The following is a 23,806-nucleotide window of genomic DNA, read 5'->3' on the forward strand; positions in this document are numbered from 1 at the left end:
ATGGTCCGGTCACGAGTGGCCACGCTCGGCGTGGCGGCCGTCCTTCTCGCCGCCTGTGGCGGGAACGGCGCCGAGACGGCGCAGAAGAAGACAGAGCTCACCCTCTACAACGACAAGGGCGCGTGGAGCAAGTACTTCGAGGAGATGGGCGCTGCCTCCAAGCAGAGCATCGGCCTGTCCGTGAAGCCCACCGGCTACACCGACTCCGCGCAGTATCAGGCGTTCATCAAGGCCACGTTCCGCACGAACGTCAAGCCTGACCTCTTCACCTGGCAGACCGGGGGGATGCTGCAGGAGATCGTCAAGCAGAAGCAGGTGGCCGACACCACGGCCGTCTGGCAGGAGGCCATCAAGGCCGGCGACCTGTCGCAGGACCTGGCGCCCTATTACACGATCGACGGCAAGCAGTACTGCGTGCCGATGAACGTCGCGTACTGGGGCATGTTCTACAACAAGAAGATCTTCGACGAGCACGACCTGAAGCCCCCGGCCACCTGGGAGGACCTGGTCAAGATCGCCGAGACGCTGAAGCGGCACGACGTGAAGGCGTTCTACCACACCAGCGTGCTGTTCTCGTTCGTCTGGTTCGAGCAGATCATGGCCGGGATGGACCCCGACCTGTACGACCGGCTGTCCACGGGTCAGGCGAAGTACACCGATCCGGGCGTGGTCGCGGTGATGGAGAAGTGGAAAGAGCTCATCGACGCCGGATATTTCATGAATCCGGGCGATAAAACAGACCCCGGCGACGTGCTGAAGACCGGCAAGGCCGCGATGGTCTCGTTCGGCACCTGGTTCAACACCAGCATGACCCAGCGCGACATGAAAGCCGGCGCCGACTACGGCTTCTTCGTCATCCCCAACGTGAACGCGAGCCTGCCCAAGACCTCGATGATCTTCGAGAGCGGCCCGCTGTGCTCCCTCGCCAAGGCCGCCGACCCCGACGCGAGCATGAAGTACCTCAAGTGGTGGACCACCGCCGAAGCCCAGAAGAAGTGGGCCGGCATCCGCGGCGACGTGAGCGCCAACCCCAAGGTCACCATCGAGGACGAGGCGCTCGGCCAGGTCACCAAGGACGCGGGCAGCGGCGAGTACCGCCTGGTCAACCGCTACTTCGAGGCCACCCCGCCGCCCATCCTGACAGCCGCCCTGGACGGTTTCAGCAAGTTCGTCACCGAGCCCGGGACGTACATGGAGGTGCTGGAGACGATCCAGAAGGAGGCCGACGAGTACTGGAGCACGCATCAGTGACGCGCGCCCCGATCCTCGGCAGGTTCAGGCACGGGTACGTCGCCCCCGCCGCGCTGCTCGTCGCCGGGCTGCTCTACGCGCCGTTCGTGTGGACCGCGTACCTGAGCCTGACCCGGTACGACGGGCTGGCGCCGCCCGAATGGGCGGGCCTGGCCAACTTCGCCAAGCTCTTCGACGACCCCGTGCTGCTGTCCTCGGCCGGCAACACGCTGATCTGGGTCGTCGGCACGATGGCGCTGCCCGTGGGCCTCGGCCTGCTGGTGGCGGTGCTGTCCTACGACATCAGGGGCGGCGCCTGGTACCGGGTGCCGTTCATGCTCCCGTACGCGCTCAGCGGCGCCGGGCTGGCCATGGTGTGGAGCCCGGTGCTGTCGCACGGCGGCGTCGCCAATCTGCTCCTCGGCGTCGACACCGCGTTCCTGCAGAAGGCGCCGCACAACACGATCGCGATGCTGCTCGTGTGGACGTGGCAGCAGCTCGGCGTCAACACGCTGCTGTTCGTGGTCGGGCTGCAGTCGATCCCGAAGGGGCCGATCGAGGCGGCCCGGCTCGACGGGGCATCCGGCTGGCGGCTGTTCCGCCACGTCATCTGGCCGCTGATGCGCCCGCTCACCGCGGTCGTGGTGGGGCTGGCGCTGGTGGCGAGCCTGAAGACGTTCGACATCGTCTGGGTCCTGACGCAGGGCGGCCCAGGGCGCAACTCCGAGACGCTCGCCGTGACCATGTACAAGGAGACGTTCGTGGCCGGCGACTACGGTTACGGCTCCACGGTCGCGGTGGCGCTCACCGTGGTCGCGGGGCTGGCGTCCTACCTCTACCTGAAGAGGCAGGTGCGATGATCCGGCGCGCCGTCCTCGTCGTGCTCGGGCTGATCTGGCTCGGGCCCACCTACCTGCTCATCGTCAACGCCTCCAGACCGGCCGAGTCGTACGACCCGGCGCGGGCCTGGGCGCCGCCGGGCGACTTCGCGCTGCTGGACAACTTCGCCCGCGCGCTGGAGGGCGCCGACCTGGGCGCCAGCCTGGCCAGCACCGCCCTCTACAGCGTCGTGTCACCCGCGCTCGGCGTGCTCATCGGCGCGCTGGCCGGTTACACGATCGTGGTGCTGCGGCTGCGGCACGGCTTCTGGTGGTTCCTGCTGCTGTTCGGCGGCACCGTCTTCCCGTCGCAGATGCTGCTCGTGCCGCTGTTCGTCGGCTACAGCGACGCCGGGCTGTACGACAGCCGCCTCGGCATGATCCTGATCTACACGGCGATCAACGTGCCGCTGGCCGCGTTCGTGCTGCGCAACTTCTACAGCGGGGTGGCGTTCTCGATCTTCGAGGCCGCCCGCATGGACGGGGCCTCCACCTGGCGCGTCTTCTGGCGGATCTACCTGCCGCTGGCCACCAGCGCGCTGGCCGCCGTGTTCATCCTGGAGTTCACCTTCATCTGGAACGACCTGATCTTCGGCCTGACGCTGACGCAGACGGCCGAGGTGCGGCCCGTCATGACCGCGCTCGCCGGCCTGATGACCGACGTGTACGCCGGGACGCCCGTCCCGGTCGGCCTGGCGGCGGGCCTGGTCGTGTCGCTGCCCACGGTCGTGCTGTTCCTCGCCACCCAGCGCCTCTTCGCACGGGGCCTGTCTCTAGGGAGTGTTTGATGACGAGCCGGTTGCTGCAGCGCAGCCTCGGATCCCCGGACTACGACGGGATCAGGCAGGCGCTGCGCGACGACACCTCGACGCCGGTGATCAGCGTGCGCGGGCTGGAGGTGCGGGTGGCGGTGCTGCCGCTGTTCACCCACGACGGCCGGCAGGCGGTGCGGGTGTCGAGCACGCGGGCGCTCACGCACGTGCTGGTGGGCGTCGACAGCGCCTCAGGGACCGACGTGACGCTGCTGGTGCCGGAGGTGAGCGCGCCGCGCGCGTTGACGCTGGAGTGCCGCGACGACGCCGGCGTGGTCGGCACCGCGCAGATCACGGTCGGGCCGCAGCGCAAGTGGAACGTGTTCGTCGTGCACCACTCGCACCTGGACATCGGCTACACCGACCCGCAGGGCACGGTGCTGCGCCACCACCTGGACTACCTGGACGCGGCCGTCCGGCTGGGCGAGGAGACCGCCTCCTGGCCCGATGACGCGAAGTTCCGCTGGTCGGTCGAGTCGTCCATGCCCGCGCTGAAGTGGCTGGAGGCCCGGCCCGCTGAGCAGGTCGAGAAGTTCGCCGCGCTGGCCCGCGCCGGGATCATCGAGGTCACGGCGCTGCCGTTCCAGCTCCACACCGAGGCGTGCTCGACCGAGGAGCTCTACCGGCAGCTCCGCTTCACCGGCGAGCTGCGGCAGGCGTACGGCATCCCGGCCCGCTCGGCCATGCACACCGACGTGCCGGGCGCGGTCGTCGGGCTGATCGACGCGCTGAACGCGGCCGGCGTGCGCTACCTGGCCGCCGCGCACAACTGGGCCGGGCGTTCGGTGCCGTACCTGCACGGCGGCGACAAGCTGACCAGGCCGTTCCGGTGGCGGGCGCCGAGCGGGAACGAACTGCTCGTGTGGTTCACCGACACGCCCCACGGCATGGCGTACATGGAGGGCAACACGGTCGGGCTGACCGACTCCTACGAGCTGGCCGACGACCTGCTGCCGCGCTACCTGGCCGCGCTCGCCTCGCGCGGCTACCCGTACGGGCCGGGCACGTTCGGGTGGCAGGGGCCGGACGCGCCGCGCGAGCCGTACGAGCTGGACGTGCTGCACCTGCGGGTGCAGGGCGCGCACGCCGACAACGCCGGGCCGTCGATCGTGCCCGCGTCGATCGCGCGGCGCTGGAACGAGCAGTGGGCCTGGCCCCGGTTGCGCTCGGCGGTCAACAGCGACTTCTTCGACCACGTGGCCGAGCGCTACCACGACCGGCTGGCCGTGCACGAGGGCGACTGGACCGACTGGTGGGCCGACGGGCTCGGGTCGGGGGCGCGCCCGCTCGGGTACGTGCGGCGGGCGCAGTCGGCGTTGCGGACGGCCGAGACGCTGCACACGCTGGCCGGGGTGGACGCGGGGGAGCGGATCGGGCTCGCCTACGACAAGGTGGCGCTGTTCAACGAGCACACCTGGGGCGCGGCCAACCCGTGGGAGGACGCCGAGGAGGCGGGCGACTCGGGCGGGCTGCAGTGGACGCGCAAGTCGTCGGGCGCCTACGACGCGCAGGACGACGCGGCGGACCTGCTCCAGGCGGGCGTGCGCAGGTTCGCGGCGGCGTTGTCGGCCGAGGGCTCGGGTGGCGAGGCGCTGGCGGCGTTCGCGGTGTTCAACCCGGGGACGGCGACGCGGACGGACGTGGTGCGGACGTTCCTGCCCAGGGACGTGGTGCCGGTGGACGTGCCGATCGCGCTGGTGGACGCGCGCACCGGGGAGACGGTGCCGCACCACGAGGAGTACGTCGATCCGGTGGACTGGCCGACGCGGCCGATCGGGCGGCACATCCACGCCGTCGTGCCGGATATTTCGGGATTCGGATACGTACGACTCGACGTCGTGCGCGGCGAGCGGCAGGCCCCCGAGCCCGTCGCCCTCGACCCCGGCGGCGTCATCGAGAACGAGTTCTACCGGGTCGCCTACGACGTCCGCGAGGGCTACATCGGCTCGGTGTTCGACAAGGTCGCCGGCCGCGAGCTGGTCAACCAGGACGCCGCCGCCGGATTCGGCCAGTACGTCTACGACCGCTACGCCACCGCCCCGCACTTCAACCACCTGTCCGGGCACGTCGGCGCGCACGACCGCACCCTGCTCGGCGACCGCGCCATCGCGGGCAACGCCACGATCGTCAGGGCCGAGCGCACCGCCGTCGGCGAGAAGCTGGTCGTCGAGCTGCGCGGCAAGGGCGTCGACTGGCTGCGCACCACCGTCGAGCTGCACCACGGCGTCGCCCGTCTCGACCTGACCTACCAGCTCGCCAAGCAGGGCACCCCGGCCAAGGAGGCGGTGTTCCTGGCCTTCCCGCTGGCCGCCGGGATGCCCACGGCCTGGGAGCTGACCGGCGGCGTCGGCGGGCCTGACGTGCCGCGCGTGCCCGGCTCGGCCGAGTACATGCTGCCGATCCGGCACTGGATCGCCTTCGAGGACCCGGAGCTGACCGTCGCCTGGGCCACCCTGGAAGCGCCGCTGGTGCAGCTCGGCACCATCCACATGCCGTACGCGCCGTTCCCCCCGACGCTCGACCAGGAGGACGGCACGGTCTACTCGTGGGCGCTCAACAACATCTGGGACACCAACTTCCCGGCGCAGCAGCAGGGCGAGACCACGTTCCGCTACGCCGTCAGGTCCGAGGCGGGCGCCCCGGGCAGGCGGCTCGGCGCGCTGGCCGCCGCCGGGCTGACCGACCCGTTCGTGGGCGCGCTGCTCACCGGGCCTGCCGGCGAGGCGGCCAGGACGTACGTGTCGGCCGACCACCCGGACGTGCTGGTGACCTCGCTGGGCAGGGACGGGGAGTCCACGCTGGTACGGCTGCAGTCGCTGGCCCCCGAGCCCGTCGAGGTGACGGTCACCCTGCCGGGCCTGCGCCGCGCGAGCGTGAGCGCCGGCCTGGGCCACGACGTGCGGCCTGCCGACGTGGACGGGGAATCGGTCAAGGTACGGCTCCCGGCCTGCGGGGTCGCCGTCGTCTGGGGGGACCTGTGAAGATCGTTGACATCCGGGCCACGACGGTCGCCGTGCCCCTGGAAGCGCCGCTGCGGCACAGCAACGGCGCGCACTGGGGCCGGTTCGTCCGCACGATCGTCGAGGTCGAGGCCGACAACGGGCTCGTCGGCCTGGGCGAGATGGGCGGCGGCGGCGAGAGCGCCGAGGCGGCGTTCCGCGCGCTCGTGCCCTACCTGAAGGACCACGATCCGTTCCAGCTCGAAGCGCTCCGCTTCAAGATCGCGAACCCGACGGCCTCGCTCTACAACAACCGGACGCAGCTCCTGGCCGCCGTCGAGTTCGCCTGCCTCGACCTGATCGGGCAGCACCTCGGCGTGCCGGTGTGCGACCTGCTGGGCGGCCGGGTGCGCGACGCCGTCCCGTTCGCCTCCTACCTGTTCTACCGCTACGCCGCCGACGGCTACGCCGAGGTGCGCACGCCGGACCAGCTCGTCGAGCAGACCCGCGCGCTCAAGGCGGCCCACGGGTTCACCGTCCACAAGCTCAAGGGCGGCGTGTTCCCGCCGGACTACGAGCTGGAGTGCTACCGGGCGCTGGCCGAGGCGTTCCCCGGCGACCGGTTCCGCTACGACCCGAACGCGGTGCTGTCGATGGCCGAGGCCGTCCGGTTCGGCCGGGCCATCGAGCACCTGGACAACGACTACCTGGAGGACCCGGTCTTCGGGCTGGAAGGGCTGCGGCTGGTCCGCGAGCAGGTCAGGGTGCCGATCGCGACCAACACCGTGGTGGTCAACTTCGAGCAGCTCGCCGCGAACGTGCTGCGCCGGGGCGCCGACGTGGTGCTGCTGGACACCACGTTCTGGGGCGGCATCAGGCCGTGCGTCAAGGCGGCGGGGGTGTGCGAGACGTTCCAGGTGGACGTGGCCGTGCACTCCTCCGGCGAGCTGGGCATCCAGCTCGCGACCATGCTGCACCTCGGCGCGGTGCTGCCCAACCTGACGTACGCGGCCGACGCCCACTACCACCAGCTGCGGGACGACGTGATCGAGGGCGGCCGGATGGCGTACGCGGAGGGCGCCATCGCGGTGCCGCAGGGGCCCGGGCTGGGCGTGCGGCTGGACCGGGAGCGGGTGGCCCGCTACGCCGAGCTCTACCGGGAGACCGGCGGCTACCCGTACGACCGCGACCCGGGCCGGCCCGGCTGGTTCGCCCGGGTGCCGAACGAGCGCTTCGCCGACCCCTCCGTGTCGGTCGAGGTCGCCGTCTGACGGTCGAGCGGGGCGGTCACTTGAGCAGGGCGGTCGCCCGGTCGAGCCGCCGGCCCAGGTTGTCGCGGAAGGCGGCGAAGCGGCGGTCGTTGTCGCGCACGACGGCCCGCTGCAGGTCGGCGTCGGCCGCGTACCAGGCGGCGACCAGGCCGGAGGACCACTTGCAGGCCACGTCCGCGCTCGCGGTCTGCTTCTCCTCGTCGCTGACCTCGGGCTTCTCCAGGTTCCAGCGCCGGTCGGCGATGGCGGCCTCCGGCGACGGGTAGGGGTGGCCGGCCCGTTCCATGCACGCCTTCCAGCGGTCGACGGCCTGCGACACGGCGGGCTCCCTGGCGGCCTGCTCCAGCGTGAGCGAGTCCTGGAGGGCCAGCCATGACCAGTCGGCCTTCGGGGTGTCGCGGCTGAGCTGGGCGTCGGCCCGGTCGAGGCAGCCCTGGCGGCCGTTGAGCTGCCTGCGCGCGGCCTTGGTCAGCTTGGCCGTCCACGGCTTGGCGGGCGAGCCGCCGGCCAGGTGGTAGCCGTGCTCGGCGGCCTGGCGCGGGTCGGCGACGCCGTAGCGGCGGGTGTTGCCGGGGTCGGCCGCCGCGATGGCCTCCTCGTCCTCGGCGGGCGGGTTCACGGTGACGCCGTGGCGGCGCATGCACCGCACGACCAGCAGGTTGTGCGCGTTGGCCAGGACCGCCCGCTGGCCGGGGGTGGGCTTGTAGGCGTCGAACGGCAGCACCAGGTCGGCCACCGAGGTGACGCCGGGCGGCGGCTCCGGGGTGGCGCAGCCGGTCAGGAGGAGGGCGGCGAGGAGTAGGGGCACGCGGCGCCCGGTTTCCGGAAAAATCCGGAAACCGGCGCTGCTTCGGCTCAGTGACACCGGAAAGCTCAGCGGCACCAGATGTCGACCGAGCTGGCGCGGTTGTTGCCGACCGCGTTGTTGGCCAGGAAGCCGTCGTTGGAGTTGTGCAGGAACGTGCTGTGCGCACCCGTGTAGTACGCGTGCTGCCACAGGGTCACCGGGCAGCCGACGCGGTTGCGGACCGAGCTGGTCTCGTTGTCCATGCTGTGCCAGGAGTTGCTGTAGTCCCAGGTCAGCCAGTTGTTGTCGGCGAAGTTGGCGTCGTCGTGGACGAAGTCGCGCCAGTGGTCGACCTGCCCGCGGTTGTAGTCGAAGCCCGCGTACAGGCAGAGCCTGCCGCCGTAGCAGGTGGAGCGGGGGCTCGCCGAGGCGGTGGCCGCGGGGGCGACGACGGTGAGCAGAGCCGCGGCGGCGACGGCGCCGGCGAAACGCTTGGACAGCCTCACAGGGGTCTCCTTGATCGGGGTGAGTCCTTCGGAACACCCGTAACCTAGCGTGAGGCTTCGCGTGCGCTGTGTTATCGACGCGCGTCCGAGGGTAAAAGTGAGCGGCGCCGCTATTCCGGCAGCGCGGCCGGGTTCCTGGCCAGCAGCCCGCCGTCCACCCGGTGCTCCGCGCCGGTGATGAACGACGAACGCGGCCCGGCCAGGAAGGCCACCAGCTCGGCGACCTCCTCGGCTCTGGCCACCCGGCCGAGCGGGTGCGCCCGGCCCCACTCGGCGACCTGCTCCTCCTGCGAAAGGCCGCCGCGCCACAGGTCGGCCGCCCACCGCAGCATCGGCGTGTCGACCGACCCCGGGCAGACCACGTTGACGCGGATGCCGTCGGCGGCGTGGTCGAGCGCCATCGCCCTGGTCAGCCCGTTGAGCGCCGACTTGCTCGCGGTGTAGGCGGCCACCTGCGCCTGCGAGGCGAACGCCTGCACCGACGACATCACCACGATCGACCCGCCGCCGCGCGCCTTCAGCCGGGGCACGGCCGCCTTGCAGGTCAGGAAGACACCCTTGAGGTTGACGTCCATCACCTCGTCCCAGACGTCCTCCGGCGTGTCGACCACCGTGCCGTAACGCTGCACGCCCGCGCACGTCACCACGACGTCCAGGCCGCCGTGCCTGGCCACGGCCAGGTCCACCAGGTCGCGCATGTCGCCCGCCCGGCGCACGTCCGCGACCACGCCCGTGACCTGCTCGCTCTCGAACGCCGACTCCGCGTCGGCCCCGCAGAACACCACCGACGCGCCGCCGTCGGCCAGCCGGTCCACGACCGCCCGCCCGATGCCCGTCGAACCGCCGGTGACCAGCGCCACCTTCCCGTCGAACTCCCTCACGCAAGCACCTCCGCGCGCCACTTCAGCGTCTTGGTCTCGTACGGCTCCAGGACGAGCGCGGTGCCGTTGGCCACGGCCGCCGCCAGCCCGTCGGTCGGCAGACCGGCGAACGGCTCCAGGCCGAGCACGCAGGCCCGGCCCCACCAGGGGTAGTCCGCGCTCGCGCCGAGCTCCTGCCACATCCACAGATACGGCAGCAGCGTGGCGTCCCAGGCGACCCGGATGCCGGGCCCGGCCCCGAGCTCGTACCACCCGTCGTCGCCGAACCCGGTCAGGTAGACGATGTCGCTCGGTCCGCCCCGCGCGGGCACGACGCTCAGGTCGGTGGTGCCGCCGCCGTCGGCCGGGACCACCGGCCACTCCCACGGCCCGCCCGCGCGCACCCGCCGCCCGAGCGGGTTGATCGGCGTGTCGTGCGGAATCACGCGCACCACCTCCGGCAGCCGGATCCGGGCGCCCGCCTTGAGGAACGGCGCCCCGTACACGAGGTGCTGTCCCCACATCGCGTGCAGCGCCACGCCGGACTCGTTCGCCGCCCGCCCCTCGACCTCCAGCGCGGCCCTGCCCGGCCGCAGCCGCATCGTCCGCTCCATCCGGTACGGCAGCCGCCTGGTGCGCACGGTCAGGCGGATCGCGACCTCCTGCTCGGAGTCGGCCACGACCTCGCAGCGCCACGGCAGGCCGGAGACCTCGCCGTGCTGGGCCAGCCGGGCGCCCCGGTACGTGCTGGGCGCGCCGCCGTTGGGGAACGCCTCCTGCCAGCCGCCCTCGTAGTGGTCGGCGAACGGGGCCACGTCGTCGGCGGCGCCCTGGAGGTGCTCGCGCGGGTCGCGCAGACCCTGCGGCGACAGCCAGACGAAGTCGGTGTCGGTCGGCTTGTGCAGGAACTCGACCACGTCGCCGCCCTTGCCGGGCAGCACGGTCACGCGCAGCAGCTCGTTCTCCAGCGTGACGCAGTCGATGCCGTCGAGCGTGCCCTGGCGCAGCCGCGCCGCCCAGTTGCGCATCAGCCGAACTTCACGTTGAGGAAGCGCGGCCGGTAGATGGACACGTCGCGGTAGTGGTCGGTGTTGACGAAGCTGTTGACGTTGTAGGAGACCACCAGGCCGTCTCCCTCGATGGCGGGGTGGGCGTGGGCGTTGTAGGTGAAGATGTTGCCGTTTGTCTCGGGGGTCGTGTAGACGACCTGCTTGCCGGTGAACGGGCCGGTCGGGGAGCAGGAGGCGTACGCGACGATCTTGGCGCTGAGTGCCTCGGTCGTGTCATGAGTTATCAGGACATAGCCGTTGCCGACCTTGCTGACGCTGTACTCGTTCGCCACGCCCGCCATCAGCCTCGCCGAATCCGCCTCGTCCCTCGACCAGGAGCCGCCGGCCGTGCGGAACTCCCACTCGCCGAGCAGGCTCTGCCCCTTCACCCTGGCCAGGTGCATGTACTTGGTGCCGCCCAGGTCCTCCACGCCGTAGACGTAGGTGTGGCCGCCGTCCTTCAGGATCGCCGAGGCCCACGCCACGCCGTGCCCTGACGGCAGGTCGTGCACGCTGACCGGGCGCTCCAACCGGCCCTGCGGGAAGCGCGCCACCACGTTGCGATGCCAGCGCCAGTCCCACGCGCCGGGGCCGAAGCGCTCGTACTCCTGGTAGGTGACCTCCAGCAGGCCGCCCGCGAGCGTCGCGTCACCGGCCCAGAACCAGTGGTCGCCGTCGCGGGGCTTCATCACGGCGGTGGGTGCGGCCGCCGTGCCGTCGTGGATGGTGCGCAGCCTGCCGTCGCGCTCGACGGCGAAGGAGTTGTTGAGGAAGACCGTCGTGCCGCCCTCCTCCACGACCGGCGGGCGGCTGCCGTCGGGGTTGACCCGGCCCAGGAACGTGTCGGAGAACACCCACACCTCCCGGCCGTTCGGCAGCCGCACCGAGTAGGTGCCGTCGGCGCCGGTCCAGTCGTCCAGGCGGCTGTTGTCGTTGCCGTAGTTGGTGAACAGGCTGGTCAGCCGCTGGTCGATCGTCGTCCCCCGGAACGCGGGGGCGCACGGGGAGGGCGTGGCCGGCTGCTCGGGGACGGCGGCGGCCGTCGACGGCACCGGCTTCGGCGGCGCCGCCACGGCCTGCTGCGGCGCGATCGCCAGGGCCGTCACGGCGACGAGGGACAGGAGGGCAGATCTGGCTGAACGCAGTCGCGCCATCGCACACGTCCTTGGGGGTGGGGGCTCCCGTACAGTTCTAGTGATTAGATCACTTGTTGTCTAGGCCCGGCTAGGCTCCTGGCAGATCCCCCGACCGCGCCGGAGCCGCGATGTCCCGCACCACCGCCGTCCTCCGCAGTGCCGCCGTGCTCGCCGCCGCCGTCCCTACCCTGCTGGGCAGCCTGATGCCGAGGCCGGAGTCGTTCGGCTGGTTCGCCTACGCGCCCCTCACCCCGGCGCTCGCCGGCGAGCAGGTGCGCCCCTGGCTCGCTCCGGCACTGCCGGTGGCGCTCGCGCTGCTCGCCCTCTGGGCGCCCCGGCTGCTGCGCCCCGCCGGTGTCGTCCTCGTCCTCGTGGGCCTCGCCGCCAGGCTGGGCCTTCCGCGCGGGCCCTTCGAGGACGACGCCGTCCACTGGGCGTCGGCGGGCGCGCTGGCGCTCGCGGCGCTGCTGCTCCTGGCCGCCCGGGGCGCGCCGCCTGACCGCCAGGCCGTCCTGCCCGCGCTCGCGTGGACGGGTGCGCTGCTGATCCTGCTGGTCCGGCCGGTGGCCGCCGGGACGACACCGCTGGGGCTGCAGACCCTCCTGGCCGCCGAGGCCACGCCGCTGGTCGTGGTCGCCTGGCTGGCCACGGTGGCGGTTCCCCGTAAGGAAGACGGCGGGGTTCCGCAATAGTCGCGGGGCAGGGGGCGTACCAAGCTTTCTGTACGTGTCAGTAAATTTCGTCATCGCGCTCTGTCTCGCCCTTTCGCCGGTGCCGCCGCCCGGCCAGGTCACACCGGCGGCCGTGGACGCGTTCGTGACGCGCTACCAGGAGGCGACGGGGCTGCCCGGCGTCGCCGTCGCCGTCACCAGGGGCGAGCGGGTCGTGCACGCCGCCGGGTACGGCCGGACCGCGGCCGGTGAGCCGGTCACGGCCGACACCCCGATGGCCGTCGCGTCGGTCAGCAAGTCGTTCACCTCGCTGGCCGTGATGCAGCTCGTCGAACGGGGCCTGGTCGAGCTCGACAGGCCGGTGCGCGGCTATCTGCCCGAGTTCGCGATGGCGGACCCGAGGGCGGCGAAGATCACCGTCAGGCAGTTGCTCGACCAGACGTCGGGCATGGCCGACTCGGCCTTCCGGGAGAAGAGCCTGCCGCAGCCCGGCACGCTGGAGGGCGCCGTGGCGCGGCTCAGGACGGCCCGCCTCGCCGCCGAGCCGGGCACGCGCTACAGCTACCACAACACCAACTACCAGGTCGCCGCCCGGCTCGTCGAGGTGGTCAGCGGCCGGCCGTTCGCCGGCTACCTGCGCGAGCGGGTGTTCGAGCCGCTCGGCATGCGCAACAGCACGACCATCGACACCGACCGCGACCTGCCCGGCAGCGCCCGCGGCCACCTGATGGTCCTCGGCCGGGCGGTCCCGGCGCCGGAGCCGGCCGGGTTCGGCAACGGCTCGGGCGGCGTCCTCAGCACCGCCGCCGACATGGCCCGCTGGCTGATCGCGCAGCAGGGCGGCATCCTGTCGCCCGGGAGCGTCAAGGAGATGCGCACCCCCTCCCGCCTGAACGACTCGTACGCGCTCGGCTGGTCGCTCGGCCGGACCGGGCGCGGCACGCCCGTCCTCGAGCACGGCGGCGACCTGTTCACCTCGACGGCCTACCAGCTCCTCATGCCCGGCTCCGGCTACGGCGTCGCGGTCATGGCCAACACCGGCATGGCCTTCGGCGACGCCCGCGCGCTCCTGGACGGGCTCGTCGCCCTCGTCGAGGGAGGCACGCCCGAGGTTCCCCCGATGCCGCCGACCCTGGTCACGGACGCGCTCTTCCTGCTGGCCGGCGCGGGGGCCGCGGCCCTGGCGGCGCGGGGCGTGGCGCGCTCCCGCCGCTGGGCGGCGCGGCGCAGGGGACGGCAGCGGTGGCGGCTGCTGCCCTACCTGGCGCCGATCGCGCTGTGCGCGGCGCTGGCCCCGATCTTCCGGGTGCTGGCCCGGGGCGCCGACATCATGTGGATCCAGGTGGCCTACCTCTACCCGACGTTCACGCTCTGCCTGGTGATCACCGCGATCGGCTGCGCGGTGGTCGTGGCCGCCCGGCTGGTCAGCGCGGTACGGCTCCGGGGGGCGGGGAAATAGGGATGACCGGTGCTGAAACCGGCGTGTAACCTGCGCGGGGATCCGTAGGAGGGGAAATGCCATGGGACACGTCGAGGTCGGCCACCTGACGTATGTGCTGCCCGACGGGCGGCCGCTGCTCAACGACGTGTCCTTCCGGATCGGCGAGGGGGTCAAGGCCGCGCTCGTCGGGCCCAACGGGGCGGGCAAGACCACGCTCATGCGCCTGGTCGCGGGGGACCTGCAGCCGGTCGAGGGGAGCGTCGCCAGCTCCGGCGGGCTCGGGGTGATGCGGCAGTTCGTGGGCAGCGTGCGTGACGGCAGCACGGTGCACGACCTGCTGCTGAGCGTGGCCCCGCCGGCGGTGCGGGAGGCGGCGGCGCGGCTGGAGAAGGCCGAGCTGGTCATGATGGAGCGCGACGACGAGAAGGCGCAGCTCCGCTACGCCCAGGCGATCAGCGACTACACCGACGCCGGTGGTTACGAGATCGAGGTGCTCTGGGACACGTGCACGGTGGCCGCGCTCGGCGCGCCGTACGACAACGTGAAATATCGCGACGTGTCCACCCTGTCCGGCGGCGAGCAGAAGAGGCTCGTCCTGGAGGCGCTGCTGCGCGGCCCCGACCAGACGCTGCTGCTCGACGAGCCCGACAACTACCTCGACGTGCCGGGCAAGGAGTGGCTGGAGGCCCAGCTCCGCGAGACGCCCAAGACCGTGCTGCTGGTCAGCCACGACCGGCAGCTGCTCGCCAACGCGGCCGACCGGATCGTCACCGTCGAGTCGGGCAACATCTGGATCCACGGCGGCGGCTTCGGCACCTACGCCGAGGCCCGCAGGGCCCGCAACGAGCGCCTCGACGAGCTGCGCCGCCGCTGGGACGAGGAGCACGCCAAGCTCAAGGCCCTGGTCAACATGCTGAAGAACAAGGCGCGCTACAACGACGGCATGGCCGCCCCCTACCACGCGGCCCAGACGCGGCTGCGCAGGTTCGAGGAGGCGGGGCCGCCCGAGCAGGCGCCCAGCGACCAGAACATCAGCATGCGCCTGCGGGGCGGCCGCACCGGCAAGCGCGCGGTCATCTGCGAGCGGCTGGAGCTGACCGGCCTGATGCGGCCGTTCGACCTGGAGATCTGGTACGGCGAGCGGGTCGCGGTGCTCGGCTCCAACGGCTCGGGCAAGTCCCACTTCCTGCGCCTGGTCGCCGGCGAGCCGGTCGCCCACACGGGCGTCGCCAGGCTCGGCGCCCGCGTGGTGCCCGGCCACTTCGCCCAGACGCACGCCAGGCCCGACCTGCTCGGCCGCACCCCGGTCGAGATCGTGATGACCGAGCACGCCAAGCTCAAGAACGAGGCCATGAAGGCGCTGGCCCGCTACGAGCTGGCCGGGCTGGTCGCCGAGCAGCGCTTCGACACGCTGTCCGGCGGCCAGCAGGCCCGGCTGCAGATCCTGCTGCTGGAGCTGTCCGGCGCCACGCTGCTGCTGCTGGACGAGCCGACCGACAACCTCGACCTGGCCAGCGCCGAGGCGCTGCAGGACGGCCTGAACGCCTTCGACGGCACGGTGCTGGCGGTCACCCACGACCGCTGGTTCGCCGCGGATTTCGACCGTTACCTGGTGTTCGGGTCCGACGGGGTGGTGTACGAGGCGCCGGAGCCGGTCTGGGATGAAAAGCGGGTCGTACGGGCGCGTTAAAGCTTTGGTACGGCAGGCGCGTGTCCCGGACCTGCCGTACCCATGAACGGGTTATCACGGCAAAGTGATCCCGCGTAGCCGAACCGTCAGCCTCCTCGCACTCGGGGCGATCTGCCTCACCGGGTGCTCGTCGGAGGAACGTCCGCAACAGCAGCTCAAGCCGCTCACGCTCAAGGAGCAGGCGTCGAACGTGGTCAAGTCCGCCGGCGGCTACACCGTCAACTGGGCGGGCGTGCTGACCAACCGCAACCCGTGGCACTTCGGCGAGCACGTGGTGGCCACGGTCGTCGGCAAGGACGCCGCCGGGCGCGAGGTCGTGCGGATGGACCAGCCGCTGGACGCGGTGCCGCCGGGCGGCTCGCTGGTGTTCACCGGCGAGGCCGGGGCGTCGGAGAAGCCGGTCAAGGTGAGCATCGACTACCGGCCGGCCCAGTGGCGGATGGCGGCCAGGATCGCCTCGGCGTTCCGGCCGTTCCCGGTGTCGCGGGTGCAGACGCTGCGCCAGAAGGACGGCTCGTACCTGATCACCGGGTACGTGTCGAACCCGTACCAGGTGCCGGCGGGCAGCCTGGTGGTGAACGCGCTGCTGCGGGACAAGGCGGGCAAGCTGCTCGGCGGCGGGAGCACGTTCGTGGACGACGTGAAGGCGGGCAGCCCGCCGCGCTTCATCCTGACGATCACCGGGCTCCCGCAGGGCAGCGCCGTGGGGCGGACCGAGGTGACGGCCCGCACGTGGGGCTCGACCGGCAGGCCGTACGAGGATCTGGCGCTCGGCGGGATCGTGCCGATGCACACGGTCAAGCCGACCACGGAGCCGTTCCAGATCGACCGGGGCAGCCAGGCGTTGAAAGCCCGGGCGCAATAACCCAATTAATGCGATAAATCGTAAAAGCGGCTGGCGACAACCTATGTTTATCCCGCGGAATCGGTAGAACTACAAGTTACCAATCCATTACCTTCGGTTACATGAGTGACCGTGACCTGGTCGAGGCCCTGCGCTCCGGTGACCCGGGCGCCGTGGCCGTCCTGTACGACACCTACGCCGAAGGCATCTACCGCTACTGCTGGACCCTTCTGCGCAATACCGACAGCGCCCAGGTCGCGCTCCGCGACGCCCTGATCGCCGCCGAGGCGCACGCCGCCGCGCTGTCCGACCCCGACCTGCTGCGGCCCTGGCTCTACGCGCTGGCCCGCGGCGAGTGCCTGCGCAGGCGCATGGCCGACCTGCCCGACGCCGGCGAGACGCTGGCCGAGGCGCCCGAGATCACCGACCCCGACGACGCCGACCTGCGGGTCGTGGCCTGGAACGCCGTCCAGAGCCTGCCCACGGCCGACCGCGAGACGCTGGAGCTGAACGCCCGGCACGGGCTGCCGATGCCGCACGTCGCCGCCGTCCTCGGCGTCACCGCCCGCCAGGCTGAGACGGCCCACGAAGCCGCCCGCGACCGGCTGCGCGACGCCATCACCGTGGAGTTCCTGGCCAGGAAGGGCCCCTACGACTGCCCGCGCCGGGCCCGCATCCTCACCGGCTTCGCCGGCGAGCTGACCGCCGGCATGCGCGAGCAGCTCGTCGCCCACGTGGCCCGCTGCGAGACCTGCGCCCCGCACCGCAACCGCCAGGTGTCGGCCGCCAAGGTCTACGAGCTGCTGCCGCAGATCACGCTGCCCGACGTGCTCAGGGTCCGGGTGCTGAGCTGCTTCGTCGACCCCGAGCTGCACCTCTACCGGCGCTACGTGGCCAGGCGCTCGGAGGCGCTGGACGCCGCCGGGTTTCCCGTTGCCGTCGAGCGGGGGCCGCGCAAGTGGCCTCGGGCGCTGGCAGGCGCGCTGGCGGCGGTCGCGACCCTGGTGGCGATAGCGACGATCTTCGACTACTTCGGCAAGGAGGTCGGCGGGTTGCCCGGCGTCGCCTCCGTCGCGTTTCCGCCGCAGGGCGAGCCGCCCGGCCTCACCCTGCCCTGGTCCGACCGGCGGCAGGTGCCCGGCAGCGTGGAGGTCGACAGCACGGCCACCCGCCCGCTCGGCGTGACCCCCGCGACGGCCGGGCAGCAGACGCCCAGCCCGCAGCCGCCCGTCTTCACCCCGATCGGCGGCGACCCCGAGCCCGTGCCGAGCACCCCGCCCCCGACCGGCCCCGACCTCGGCGACCCCACGCTCGACCCGGTCCACCCCGTCGACCCGGTGACCCCGCCGCCCGGCAAGCCGCGTCCCTCCGGCAAGCCGCCGGTGATGCCGTCACCGCAGCCCGACCCCACCCCGGCGCCCACGCCGACGACGCCCACGCCGTCGCCCAAACCGTCCCCGAAACCGACGGCGAAACCGACGGGCAAGCCGACGAGCACCGCCACGCCGCCCGCCACGGCGACCCCCACCGAGTCGGTATCACCCTCTGTAACGAGCTGAGAGTGTGGCATTCGTTACTGTTGGGAAGTGTGTGCATAGAGTGACCGCAGGGGGATTCTATGCACGTCAGAGCCGGATTCCTGGTCGCCACCCTGGTCGTCGCGCTGTGCCCGCCGGTTCACGCCGAACCGGGGCCGCGTGACGTCGCCAGAGCGCGGCAGGCCGTACGGGATCGTGCGAAGGAGCTCGGCACGGCAAGCGCCGAGCTGGCCGAGGCGCAGGGGCGGCTCGACCGGCTCGCGGCCGAGGCCGAGCGGCTGGTGGAGGCGTACAACGGGGAGGTCGTCCGGCTCCGCCAGGCCGAGCAGGCGCACCGGGAGGCCGCCGCGCGGCAGGGCGCCGCGACCACGGAGGTCGAGCGGGCCCGGCAGGCGGTGGCGATGCTCGCCGCCCAGAGCTACGGCGGGCTGCCGCTGCCCGCCGAATACCTCGGCATGCTCAACGACCACGGCGACCACGACGGCTACCTGCACCGGGCCGGGCTGCTGCGGCAGCTCGGCGGCGAGCGCGGCCTGCTGCTCACCCGGCTGCGCGACGCCGAGGAGGTCGCCGAGATCCTGACCACGCACGCCGCGAGCGTGCACGCCGCCCAGCAGTACGCCGCCGAGGCGGCCGAACGCGCCAAGATCGCCGCCCGGGAGGCGGTCGCCCGGCAGCGGCGCGAGACCAAGGAGCTCAGAGCCAGGCGCGACGAGCTGCAACGGCTCGTCGACGCCGCCCGCACCCGCGCCGAACTGCTCGCCAGGCGGCGGCAGACCCGCATCGGGCACGTGCCGCTCTCCAGCGGCTCCTCGATGGGCGACGTGGCCGCCAACTGGGCGCTGACCCAGCTCGGCAAGCCCTACCTGTGGGCCGCCGACGGGCCCGCCAGCTACGACTGCTCCGGCCTGACCATGCGGGCCTGGGAGCGGGCCGGCGTGCGGCTCGACCACTGGACGGGCACCCAGTGGACGTCCGGGCCGCACGTGCCGCTCGACCAGCTGCGCCGCGGCGACCTGCTGTTCTTCGGCTACGACAAGAACGACCCGTCGACCATCCACCACGTGGGCATGTACGTCGCGCCGGGGCTCATGGTGCACGCCCCGCAGACCGGCGACGTCGTGCGGATCGCGTCGATGTGGCGAGGGGACCTGGTGGGCGCCACCAGGCCCCGCTGAAGGTCAGTGGCCGTGGCCCTCGTCCTTGGCCCGCTGGAAGGAGCGCTCGATCTCGGCCTGCGCCTCCATGCGGCCCACCCAGTTGGCGCCCTCGACCGACTTGCCCGGCTCCAGGTCCTTGTAGACCTCGAAGAAGTGCTGGATCTCCAGCCGGTCGAACTCCGGGACATGGTGGATGTCCTGGATGTGCGCCATGCGCGGGTCGGTGGCGGGGACGCACAGGACCTTGTCGTCGCCGCCCTTCTCGTCGGTCATCCGGAACATGCCGACCGCCCGGCAGGTGATGTAGCAGCCCGGGAACGTCGGCTCCTGCAGCAGCACCAGCGCGTCCAGCGGGTCGCCGTCCTCACCGAGGGTGTTCTCGATGAAGCCGTAGTCGGCGGGGTACTGCGTGGAGGTGAACAGCAGCCGGTCCAGCCTGATCTTGCCGGACTCGTGGTCCACTTCATACTTGTTCCGTTGCCCCTTGGGAATCTCAACGACAACGTCGAACTCCACCGCGGTTCCTCCGCTCGGCCCCCCGGGCACCCCCGGGCGGGCGTTAATGTCTCGTAGGCGAACACCAGGAGAGAGGTCAGGCGACGTGGCGCGGCACGAGCGGTGGGTGATGCTGACCACTCTCGTCATGCTGCAGGTCGTGACCATCGTCACCGGCGTCTATGCGATGAACAACGACCTCGACCTGAGCGCGCTGACGAGGCGGCCGTCACCGGCCGAGACGAGCGCGTCTCCCGAAGGGGTTCCCCCCGTCCCCGTGGTCACCGCCGGGCCTGTGCTGGCCCAGCTTCCGGCGAGGTCAGGAGACGGACCTCTCCCGACTAAGGGTACTTTGACGCAGCAGCTCACCGATGCGCTGGGTGACGAAGCGCTCGGCAAGCGCGTCGGCGCCGTCGTCGTCGACGTCACGACCGGCGAGCAGATCTTCGCCGCCGACCCCGATACCGGCATCACCCCCGCCTCCACCACCAAGGTCGTCACCGGCGCCGCCGCGCTCGCCTCCCTCGGCCCCGACACCCGCCTGGCCACCCGCGTCCTCCAGGGCGGCTCCGCGAACGCGATCGTGCTCGTCGGCGGCGGCGACCCGATGCTGCGCGGCCCCCAGGCCAGGCCCGGCGACTTCACCGACCAGGCGTCGCTCACCACGCTCGCCTCCCGCACCGCCGCCGCGCTCAAGGCCCGCGGCGTCACCAAGGTCACGCTCACCTACGACGCCTCCCTGTTCACCGGGCCCGTCCAGGCGCCCGGCTGGAAGCCCAACTACGTGCCCGACGGCGAGGTCGCCCCCGTCCACGCCCTCACCATCGACGAGGGCCGCCAGATCCCCGGCCAGCGCCAGCCCCGCGTCGCCGACCCGGCCGCCCACGCCGCCGCCGCCTTCGCCGGCGTCCTGCGCAAGCACGGCATCAGCGCCGCCAGGTCCGTACGCCCCGGCAAGGCCCCCGCCGGAGCAGCCGAGCTGGCCAGGGTCGAATCCGCGCCGATCTACGCCCTCGTCGAGCACACCCTCACCTTCAGCGACAACGACCTCGCCGAGGCCCTCGCCCGGCACGTCGCCATCAAGGAAGGCCAGCCGGGCTCGTTCGCCGGGCTCGCCAAGGCCGTCCCCCAGGTGCTCCACCGGCTCGGCATCACCAAGGGCGTCCAGGTGTCCGACGGCAGCGGCCTGTCCATCCGCAACCGCATCAGCGCCTCCGCCATGGCCCGCGCCATCGCCCTCGCCGGCTCACCCCAGCACCCCGAGCTGCGCGCCGTCGCCTCCGGCATGCCCATCGCCGGCTTCACCGGCACCCTCGGCAACGGCCGCCGCTTCACCGGCGCCGACAGCAAAGGCCAGGTCGGCCTGGTCAGGGCCAAGACCGGCACCCTCAACCACGTCAACACGCTCGCCGGACTCGCCACCACCAAGGACGGCAGGCTGGTCACCTTCGCCTTCCTGGCCGACCGCGTCCCCGTCTACGCCGAACCCGTGCTCGACAGGCTGGCCGCCATCGTCGCGCGGTCTTGACGAGAAACACGTACGGTGGACGTTATGCAGGTGATCGACTGGGATCTGGCCGTCACGACCGGCACGCGCCTGGTGCGCCCCGGTCCCCAAGTGAGCCGGGAGGAGGCCAGGCAGGCCGTCGCCGAGCTCCGCACGCTTTCGCGCGAGGCCGAAGGCCACGTACGCGAGTTCACCAAGATCCACACCGAGACCGCGCCACAGCCCGCGACCATCGTCGACCGGCCCGGCTGGATCCGGGCCAACGTCGAAGGCTTCCGCGTCGTGCTGGAGCCCCTCACGCAGAAGGTCGCCAACGGCGCCAACCCGCCGCCCGCGATCATCTCCGCCGTCGGCTCCCGCATCACCGGCGTCGAGGTCGGCGCCGTCCTCGCCTTCCTTGCCACCCGGGTCCTCGGCCAGTACGAGCTGTTCCTGCCGCCCGACCCCAGCGGACGCGAGCCCGCCGGCCGCCTCACGCTCGTCGCGCCCAACATCGTCAACGCCGAGCGCGAGATGAACGTCAACCCGCACGACTTCCGCCTGTGGGTCTGCCTGCACGAAGAGACCCACCGGGTCCAGTTCACCGGCGTCTCCTGGCTGCGCGAGTACGTCCGGTCCCAGATGACCGACTTCCTGCTCGCCTCCGACCTCGACCTGCCCACGCTCGTCGACCGCCTGCGCGGCGCCGCCGACACCGTCGCCGACGTCGTCCGCGGCGGCGAGGGCAACCTCATCGACGTCATCCAGTCGCCCCAGCAGAAGGAGATCCTCGACCGGCTCACGGCCGTCATGACCCTCGTCGAAGGGCACGGCGACTATGTGATGGACGCCGTCGGGCCCTCCGTCGTGCCGTCGGTCGCCGACATCCGCGCCAAGTTCGCCCAGCGCCGCGAAGGCGGCTCCCGCCTCGACCGCACCATCCGCCGCCTGCTCGGCATCGAGCTCAAGATGAAGCAGTACGCCGAAGGCTCCGCCTTCGTCCACCGCGTCGTCGGCCAGGCCGGCATGGACGGCTTCAACCGCGTCTGGACCTCACCCAACACGCTGCCCACCCCGGCGGAGATCTCCGACCCGGACGCCTGGATCCGCCGCGTAATCGGCACCCCCGCCCTCCCCAGCTAACCCCCGGCGCGGCCGCCTGACGGCAGCCGGTCGTCCATTGGGAAGGGCGTGCCTTCAGTGGCGCACCCTCGAACGGCCCTCCGCCCTCCCCTCCGGCGCCGGGTCGGTGGGGTGGTGGTCGGCGCACTCGTACGGGTTGACGGTCCGGGCGGGGAGAATGGGGACGTGGGACCGCATCCGGCTGTAGCCGATGTTCGCAGGATGGTGCGTGAGGCGCTGGCGGACGTGCCCGAGGGGGCGCTGGTGCTCGTGGCGTGCAGTGGGGGCGCCGATTCGCTGGCGTTGGCGGCGGCGACGGGGTTCGTGGGGCCGAGGGCGGGGCTGCGTACGGGGCTCGTGAGCGTCGATCACCAGCTTCAGGAGGGCTCCGGGGAGCGGGCGGCGCGGGTGGCGGCGCTGGCGGGGGAGCTGGGCCTGGGGTTCGGTGAGGTGCGGGCCGTGGTGGTGGGCACGGCGGGCGGGCCCGAGGCGGCGGCCAGGGATGCGCGTTATGCCGCGCTGGGAGAGGCGGCCGAGGCTCATGGGGCGGCGGCGGTGCTGCTGGGGCACACGCGTGACGATCAGGCGGAGACCGTGCTGCTGGGCCTGGCGAGGGGGAGCGGGCTGCGCTCGATCGCGGGGATGGCGGCGGTGTCGGGCGTCTATCGGCGGCCGTTCCTGGAGCTTTCGCGGGCGACGACGGTGGCGGCGTGCGAGGCGCTGGGGCTGGCTCCGTGGCAGGATCCGCACAACGACGATCCGCGGTTCACGCGGGTGCGGGTGCGGGCGGTGGCGCTGCCGGTTCTGGAGAGGGAGCTGGGGCCGGGGGTGGCGGAGGCGTTGGCGCGTACGGCGGGGCTGGCGCGTGAGGACGCGGACGCGCTCGATCAGTGGGCCGAATCGGTGTACCAGGATTGCGCTCTAAGCGATATCGCCGGAAACGTGACGCTGGCCGTACGGGCTCTGGAAGGGGTCCCCGGGGCCGTACGGACACGAGTGCTGCGGCGGGCGGCGCTCGCGGCGGGAGCGCCCTCCGGGGCGCTCTCGGCGGGGCACGTGCGGGCGGTGGAGCGGCTGATCACGCGGTGGCACGGGCAGAAGGCGGTGGACCTGCCCGGGGGTCTGAGCGCCGTCCGGCGGTATGGCACCCTGATAGTCGCCATCCGTCCCATCGCGTAAGGAACCAACAGGTGGACGCTGCCGACATGGGCAAGGATCTGGAGAAGGTCCTCATCCCGGAGGACGAGCTCCAGGCCAAGATCAAGCAGCTGGCCGGGCGCATCGACGAGGACTACGCGGGCCAGGAGCTGCTGCTCGTGGGCGTGCTCAAGGGCGCCGTCATGGTGATGGCCGACCTGGCCAGGGCGTTGCACGTGCCGGTGCAGATGGACTGGATGGCGGTGTCGTCCTACGGGGCCGGCACCAAGTCGTCGGGCGTCGTGCGGGTGCTGAAGGACCTCGACACCGACATCATGAACCGCCACGTGCTCATCGTTGAGGACATCATCGACTCCGGCCTGACCCTCCACTGGCTGCTGGAGAACCTCAAATCGCGCAACCCGGCCTCGCTGGAGATCTGCACGGCGCTGCGCAAGCCCGACGCGGTCAAGGTGCCGATCGACGTCAAGTACGTGGGCTTCGACATCCCCAACGAGTTCGTGATCGGCTACGGCCTCGACTACGCCGAGCGATACCGGAACCTTCCGTTCATCGGGACCCTCGCGCCGCACGTTTACCGCTAGCAATCCTGACTGTGGCCGGGAACACCGCGTGCCTTGACGTACGTTGGTAGGGCAAGACCGGTGTAGCGGGCGGTCCCTCCGTGCGCTCCTCCGGTGTACCTTCTGACTCCGGGAGGGTGACCCTGCGTCCCCTTCGGGTAGTCAGAAGT

At 71.9% G+C, this 23,806-nt stretch carries 21 protein-coding genes; 15 read left to right on the forward strand and 6 right to left on the reverse strand.

All coding sequences use genetic code 11. The features are described from left to right. The 5 genes from AB0J53_RS11495 to AB0J53_RS11515 are packed head-to-tail and all read left to right on the forward strand — an operon-like array spanning position 1 to position 7,130. The gene (locus AB0J53_RS11495) at positions 1-1,251 is read left to right on the forward strand and encodes an ABC transporter substrate-binding protein (RefSeq protein WP_364171156.1); all 1,251 of its coding nucleotides are present in this window, start codon (positions 1-3) and stop codon (positions 1,249-1,251) included. Further along, a complete protein-coding gene (locus tag AB0J53_RS11500) occupies positions 1,248-2,090 on the forward strand; it encodes a sugar ABC transporter permease (protein ID WP_308125629.1) in 843 nt (280 codons plus the stop codon). The genes AB0J53_RS11495 and AB0J53_RS11500 overlap by 4 nt, the downstream gene beginning before the upstream one ends. Beyond that, positions 2,087-2,896: a carbohydrate ABC transporter permease gene (locus AB0J53_RS11505; protein WP_364171158.1), complete on the forward strand. Its 810-nt coding sequence runs from the start codon at positions 2,087-2,089 to the stop codon at positions 2,894-2,896. The genes AB0J53_RS11500 and AB0J53_RS11505 overlap by 4 nt, the downstream gene beginning before the upstream one ends. Then, entirely contained in the window at positions 2,896-5,901 is a 3,006-nt protein-coding gene (locus AB0J53_RS11510) for a hypothetical protein (RefSeq protein ID WP_364171160.1), read from the forward strand. Before AB0J53_RS11505 ends, AB0J53_RS11510 begins: the two co-directional genes overlap by 1 nt. After that, positions 5,898-7,130, forward strand: a complete 1,233-nt coding sequence (locus AB0J53_RS11515; RefSeq protein ID WP_219501322.1) for an enolase C-terminal domain-like protein — start codon at positions 5,898-5,900, stop codon at positions 7,128-7,130. Before AB0J53_RS11510 ends, AB0J53_RS11515 begins: the two co-directional genes overlap by 4 nt. A gap of 16 nt (positions 7,131-7,146) precedes the next feature. On the opposite strand, the gene AB0J53_RS11520 is transcribed toward AB0J53_RS11515, so the two are convergent. From AB0J53_RS11520 to AB0J53_RS11540, 5 genes are all read right to left on the reverse strand, one after another. Next, complete coding sequence (locus tag AB0J53_RS11520; RefSeq protein WP_357583074.1) at positions 7,147-7,938, reverse strand: hypothetical protein; 792 nt, start codon at positions 7,936-7,938, stop codon at positions 7,147-7,149. A gap of 65 nt (positions 7,939-8,003) precedes the next feature. Beyond that, complete coding sequence (locus tag AB0J53_RS11525; RefSeq protein WP_219501326.1) at positions 8,004-8,423, reverse strand: peptidase inhibitor family I36 protein; 420 nt, start codon at positions 8,421-8,423, stop codon at positions 8,004-8,006. A 110-nt stretch (positions 8,424-8,533) separates the two neighbouring features. Next, positions 8,534-9,304: an SDR family oxidoreductase gene (locus AB0J53_RS11530; RefSeq protein WP_357583076.1), complete on the reverse strand. Its 771-nt coding sequence runs from the start codon at positions 9,302-9,304 to the stop codon at positions 8,534-8,536. Continuing rightward, on the reverse strand, positions 9,301-10,311 hold the full coding sequence (locus tag AB0J53_RS11535; protein WP_364171163.1) for a DUF4432 family protein: 1,011 nt from the start codon (positions 10,309-10,311) through the stop codon (positions 9,301-9,303). The genes AB0J53_RS11530 and AB0J53_RS11535 overlap by 4 nt, the downstream gene beginning before the upstream one ends. Next, positions 10,311-11,486, reverse strand: a complete 1,176-nt coding sequence (locus AB0J53_RS11540) for a DUF4185 domain-containing protein (protein ID WP_364171165.1) — start codon at positions 11,484-11,486, stop codon at positions 10,311-10,313. The genes AB0J53_RS11535 and AB0J53_RS11540 overlap by 1 nt, the downstream gene beginning before the upstream one ends. 110 nt (positions 11,487-11,596) lie before the next feature. Here AB0J53_RS11540 and AB0J53_RS11545 point away from each other — a divergent pair, with 110 nt between their 5' ends. The 6 genes from AB0J53_RS11545 (at position 11,597) to AB0J53_RS11570 (ending at position 18,830) form a co-directional block, all read left to right on the forward strand. After that, complete coding sequence (locus AB0J53_RS11545; RefSeq protein WP_364171167.1) at positions 11,597-12,160, forward strand: hypothetical protein; 564 nt, start codon at positions 11,597-11,599, stop codon at positions 12,158-12,160. A gap of 34 nt (positions 12,161-12,194) precedes the next feature. Beyond that, a complete protein-coding gene (locus tag AB0J53_RS11550; protein WP_364171169.1) occupies positions 12,195-13,598 on the forward strand; it encodes a serine hydrolase domain-containing protein in 1,404 nt (467 codons plus the stop codon). 61 nt (positions 13,599-13,659) lie between these two features. Then, complete coding sequence (locus AB0J53_RS11555; protein WP_364171171.1) at positions 13,660-15,270, forward strand: ATP-binding cassette domain-containing protein; 1,611 nt, start codon at positions 13,660-13,662, stop codon at positions 15,268-15,270. A 64-nt stretch (positions 15,271-15,334) separates the two neighbouring features. Then, positions 15,335-16,135 (forward strand): hypothetical protein, encoded by an 801-nt coding sequence (locus AB0J53_RS11560; protein WP_364171173.1) that lies wholly within the window; start codon positions 15,335-15,337, stop codon positions 16,133-16,135. A 101-nt stretch (positions 16,136-16,236) separates the two neighbouring features. Then, entirely contained in the window at positions 16,237-17,673 is a 1,437-nt protein-coding gene (locus tag AB0J53_RS11565; RefSeq protein ID WP_219501352.1) for a sigma-70 family RNA polymerase sigma factor, read from the forward strand. Positions 17,674-17,732: 59 nt separating this feature from the next. Further along, the gene (locus tag AB0J53_RS11570) at positions 17,733-18,830 is read left to right on the forward strand and encodes an NlpC/P60 family protein (protein ID WP_364171175.1); all 1,098 of its coding nucleotides are present in this window, start codon (positions 17,733-17,735) and stop codon (positions 18,828-18,830) included. Between the two features lie 3 nt (positions 18,831-18,833). Here the strand turns inward: AB0J53_RS11570 and AB0J53_RS11575 are convergent, their stop codons facing one another. Next, positions 18,834-19,328 (reverse strand): inorganic diphosphatase, encoded by a 495-nt coding sequence (locus AB0J53_RS11575; RefSeq protein ID WP_219501356.1) that lies wholly within the window; start codon positions 19,326-19,328, stop codon positions 18,834-18,836. Between the two features lie 85 nt (positions 19,329-19,413). On the opposite strand from AB0J53_RS11575, the gene dacB reads away from it, so the two are divergent. The 4 genes from dacB (at position 19,414) to hpt (ending at position 23,657) form a co-directional block, all read left to right on the forward strand. Continuing rightward, entirely contained in the window at positions 19,414-20,835 is a 1,422-nt protein-coding gene (dacB, locus tag AB0J53_RS11580) for a D-alanyl-D-alanine carboxypeptidase/D-alanyl-D-alanine-endopeptidase (protein WP_364171177.1), read from the forward strand. A 24-nt stretch (positions 20,836-20,859) separates the two neighbouring features. After that, positions 20,860-21,936 (forward strand): zinc-dependent metalloprotease, encoded by a 1,077-nt coding sequence (locus AB0J53_RS11585; RefSeq protein WP_219501360.1) that lies wholly within the window; start codon positions 20,860-20,862, stop codon positions 21,934-21,936. A gap of 201 nt (positions 21,937-22,137) precedes the next feature. Further along, positions 22,138-23,094, forward strand: a complete 957-nt coding sequence (gene tilS / locus AB0J53_RS11590) for a tRNA lysidine(34) synthetase TilS (protein WP_364171180.1) — start codon at positions 22,138-22,140, stop codon at positions 23,092-23,094. Positions 23,095-23,105: 11 nt separating this feature from the next. Then, on the forward strand, positions 23,106-23,657 hold the full coding sequence (gene hpt / locus AB0J53_RS11595) for a hypoxanthine phosphoribosyltransferase (protein ID WP_049568591.1): 552 nt from the start codon (positions 23,106-23,108) through the stop codon (positions 23,655-23,657). Positions 23,658-23,806: the final 149 nt, after the last annotated feature.

Source organism: Nonomuraea sp. NPDC049725, from assembly GCF_040674795.1.
In the GTDB taxonomy this organism is placed as follows: Bacteria; Actinomycetota; Actinomycetes; order Streptosporangiales; family Streptosporangiaceae; genus Nonomuraea; species Nonomuraea ceibae.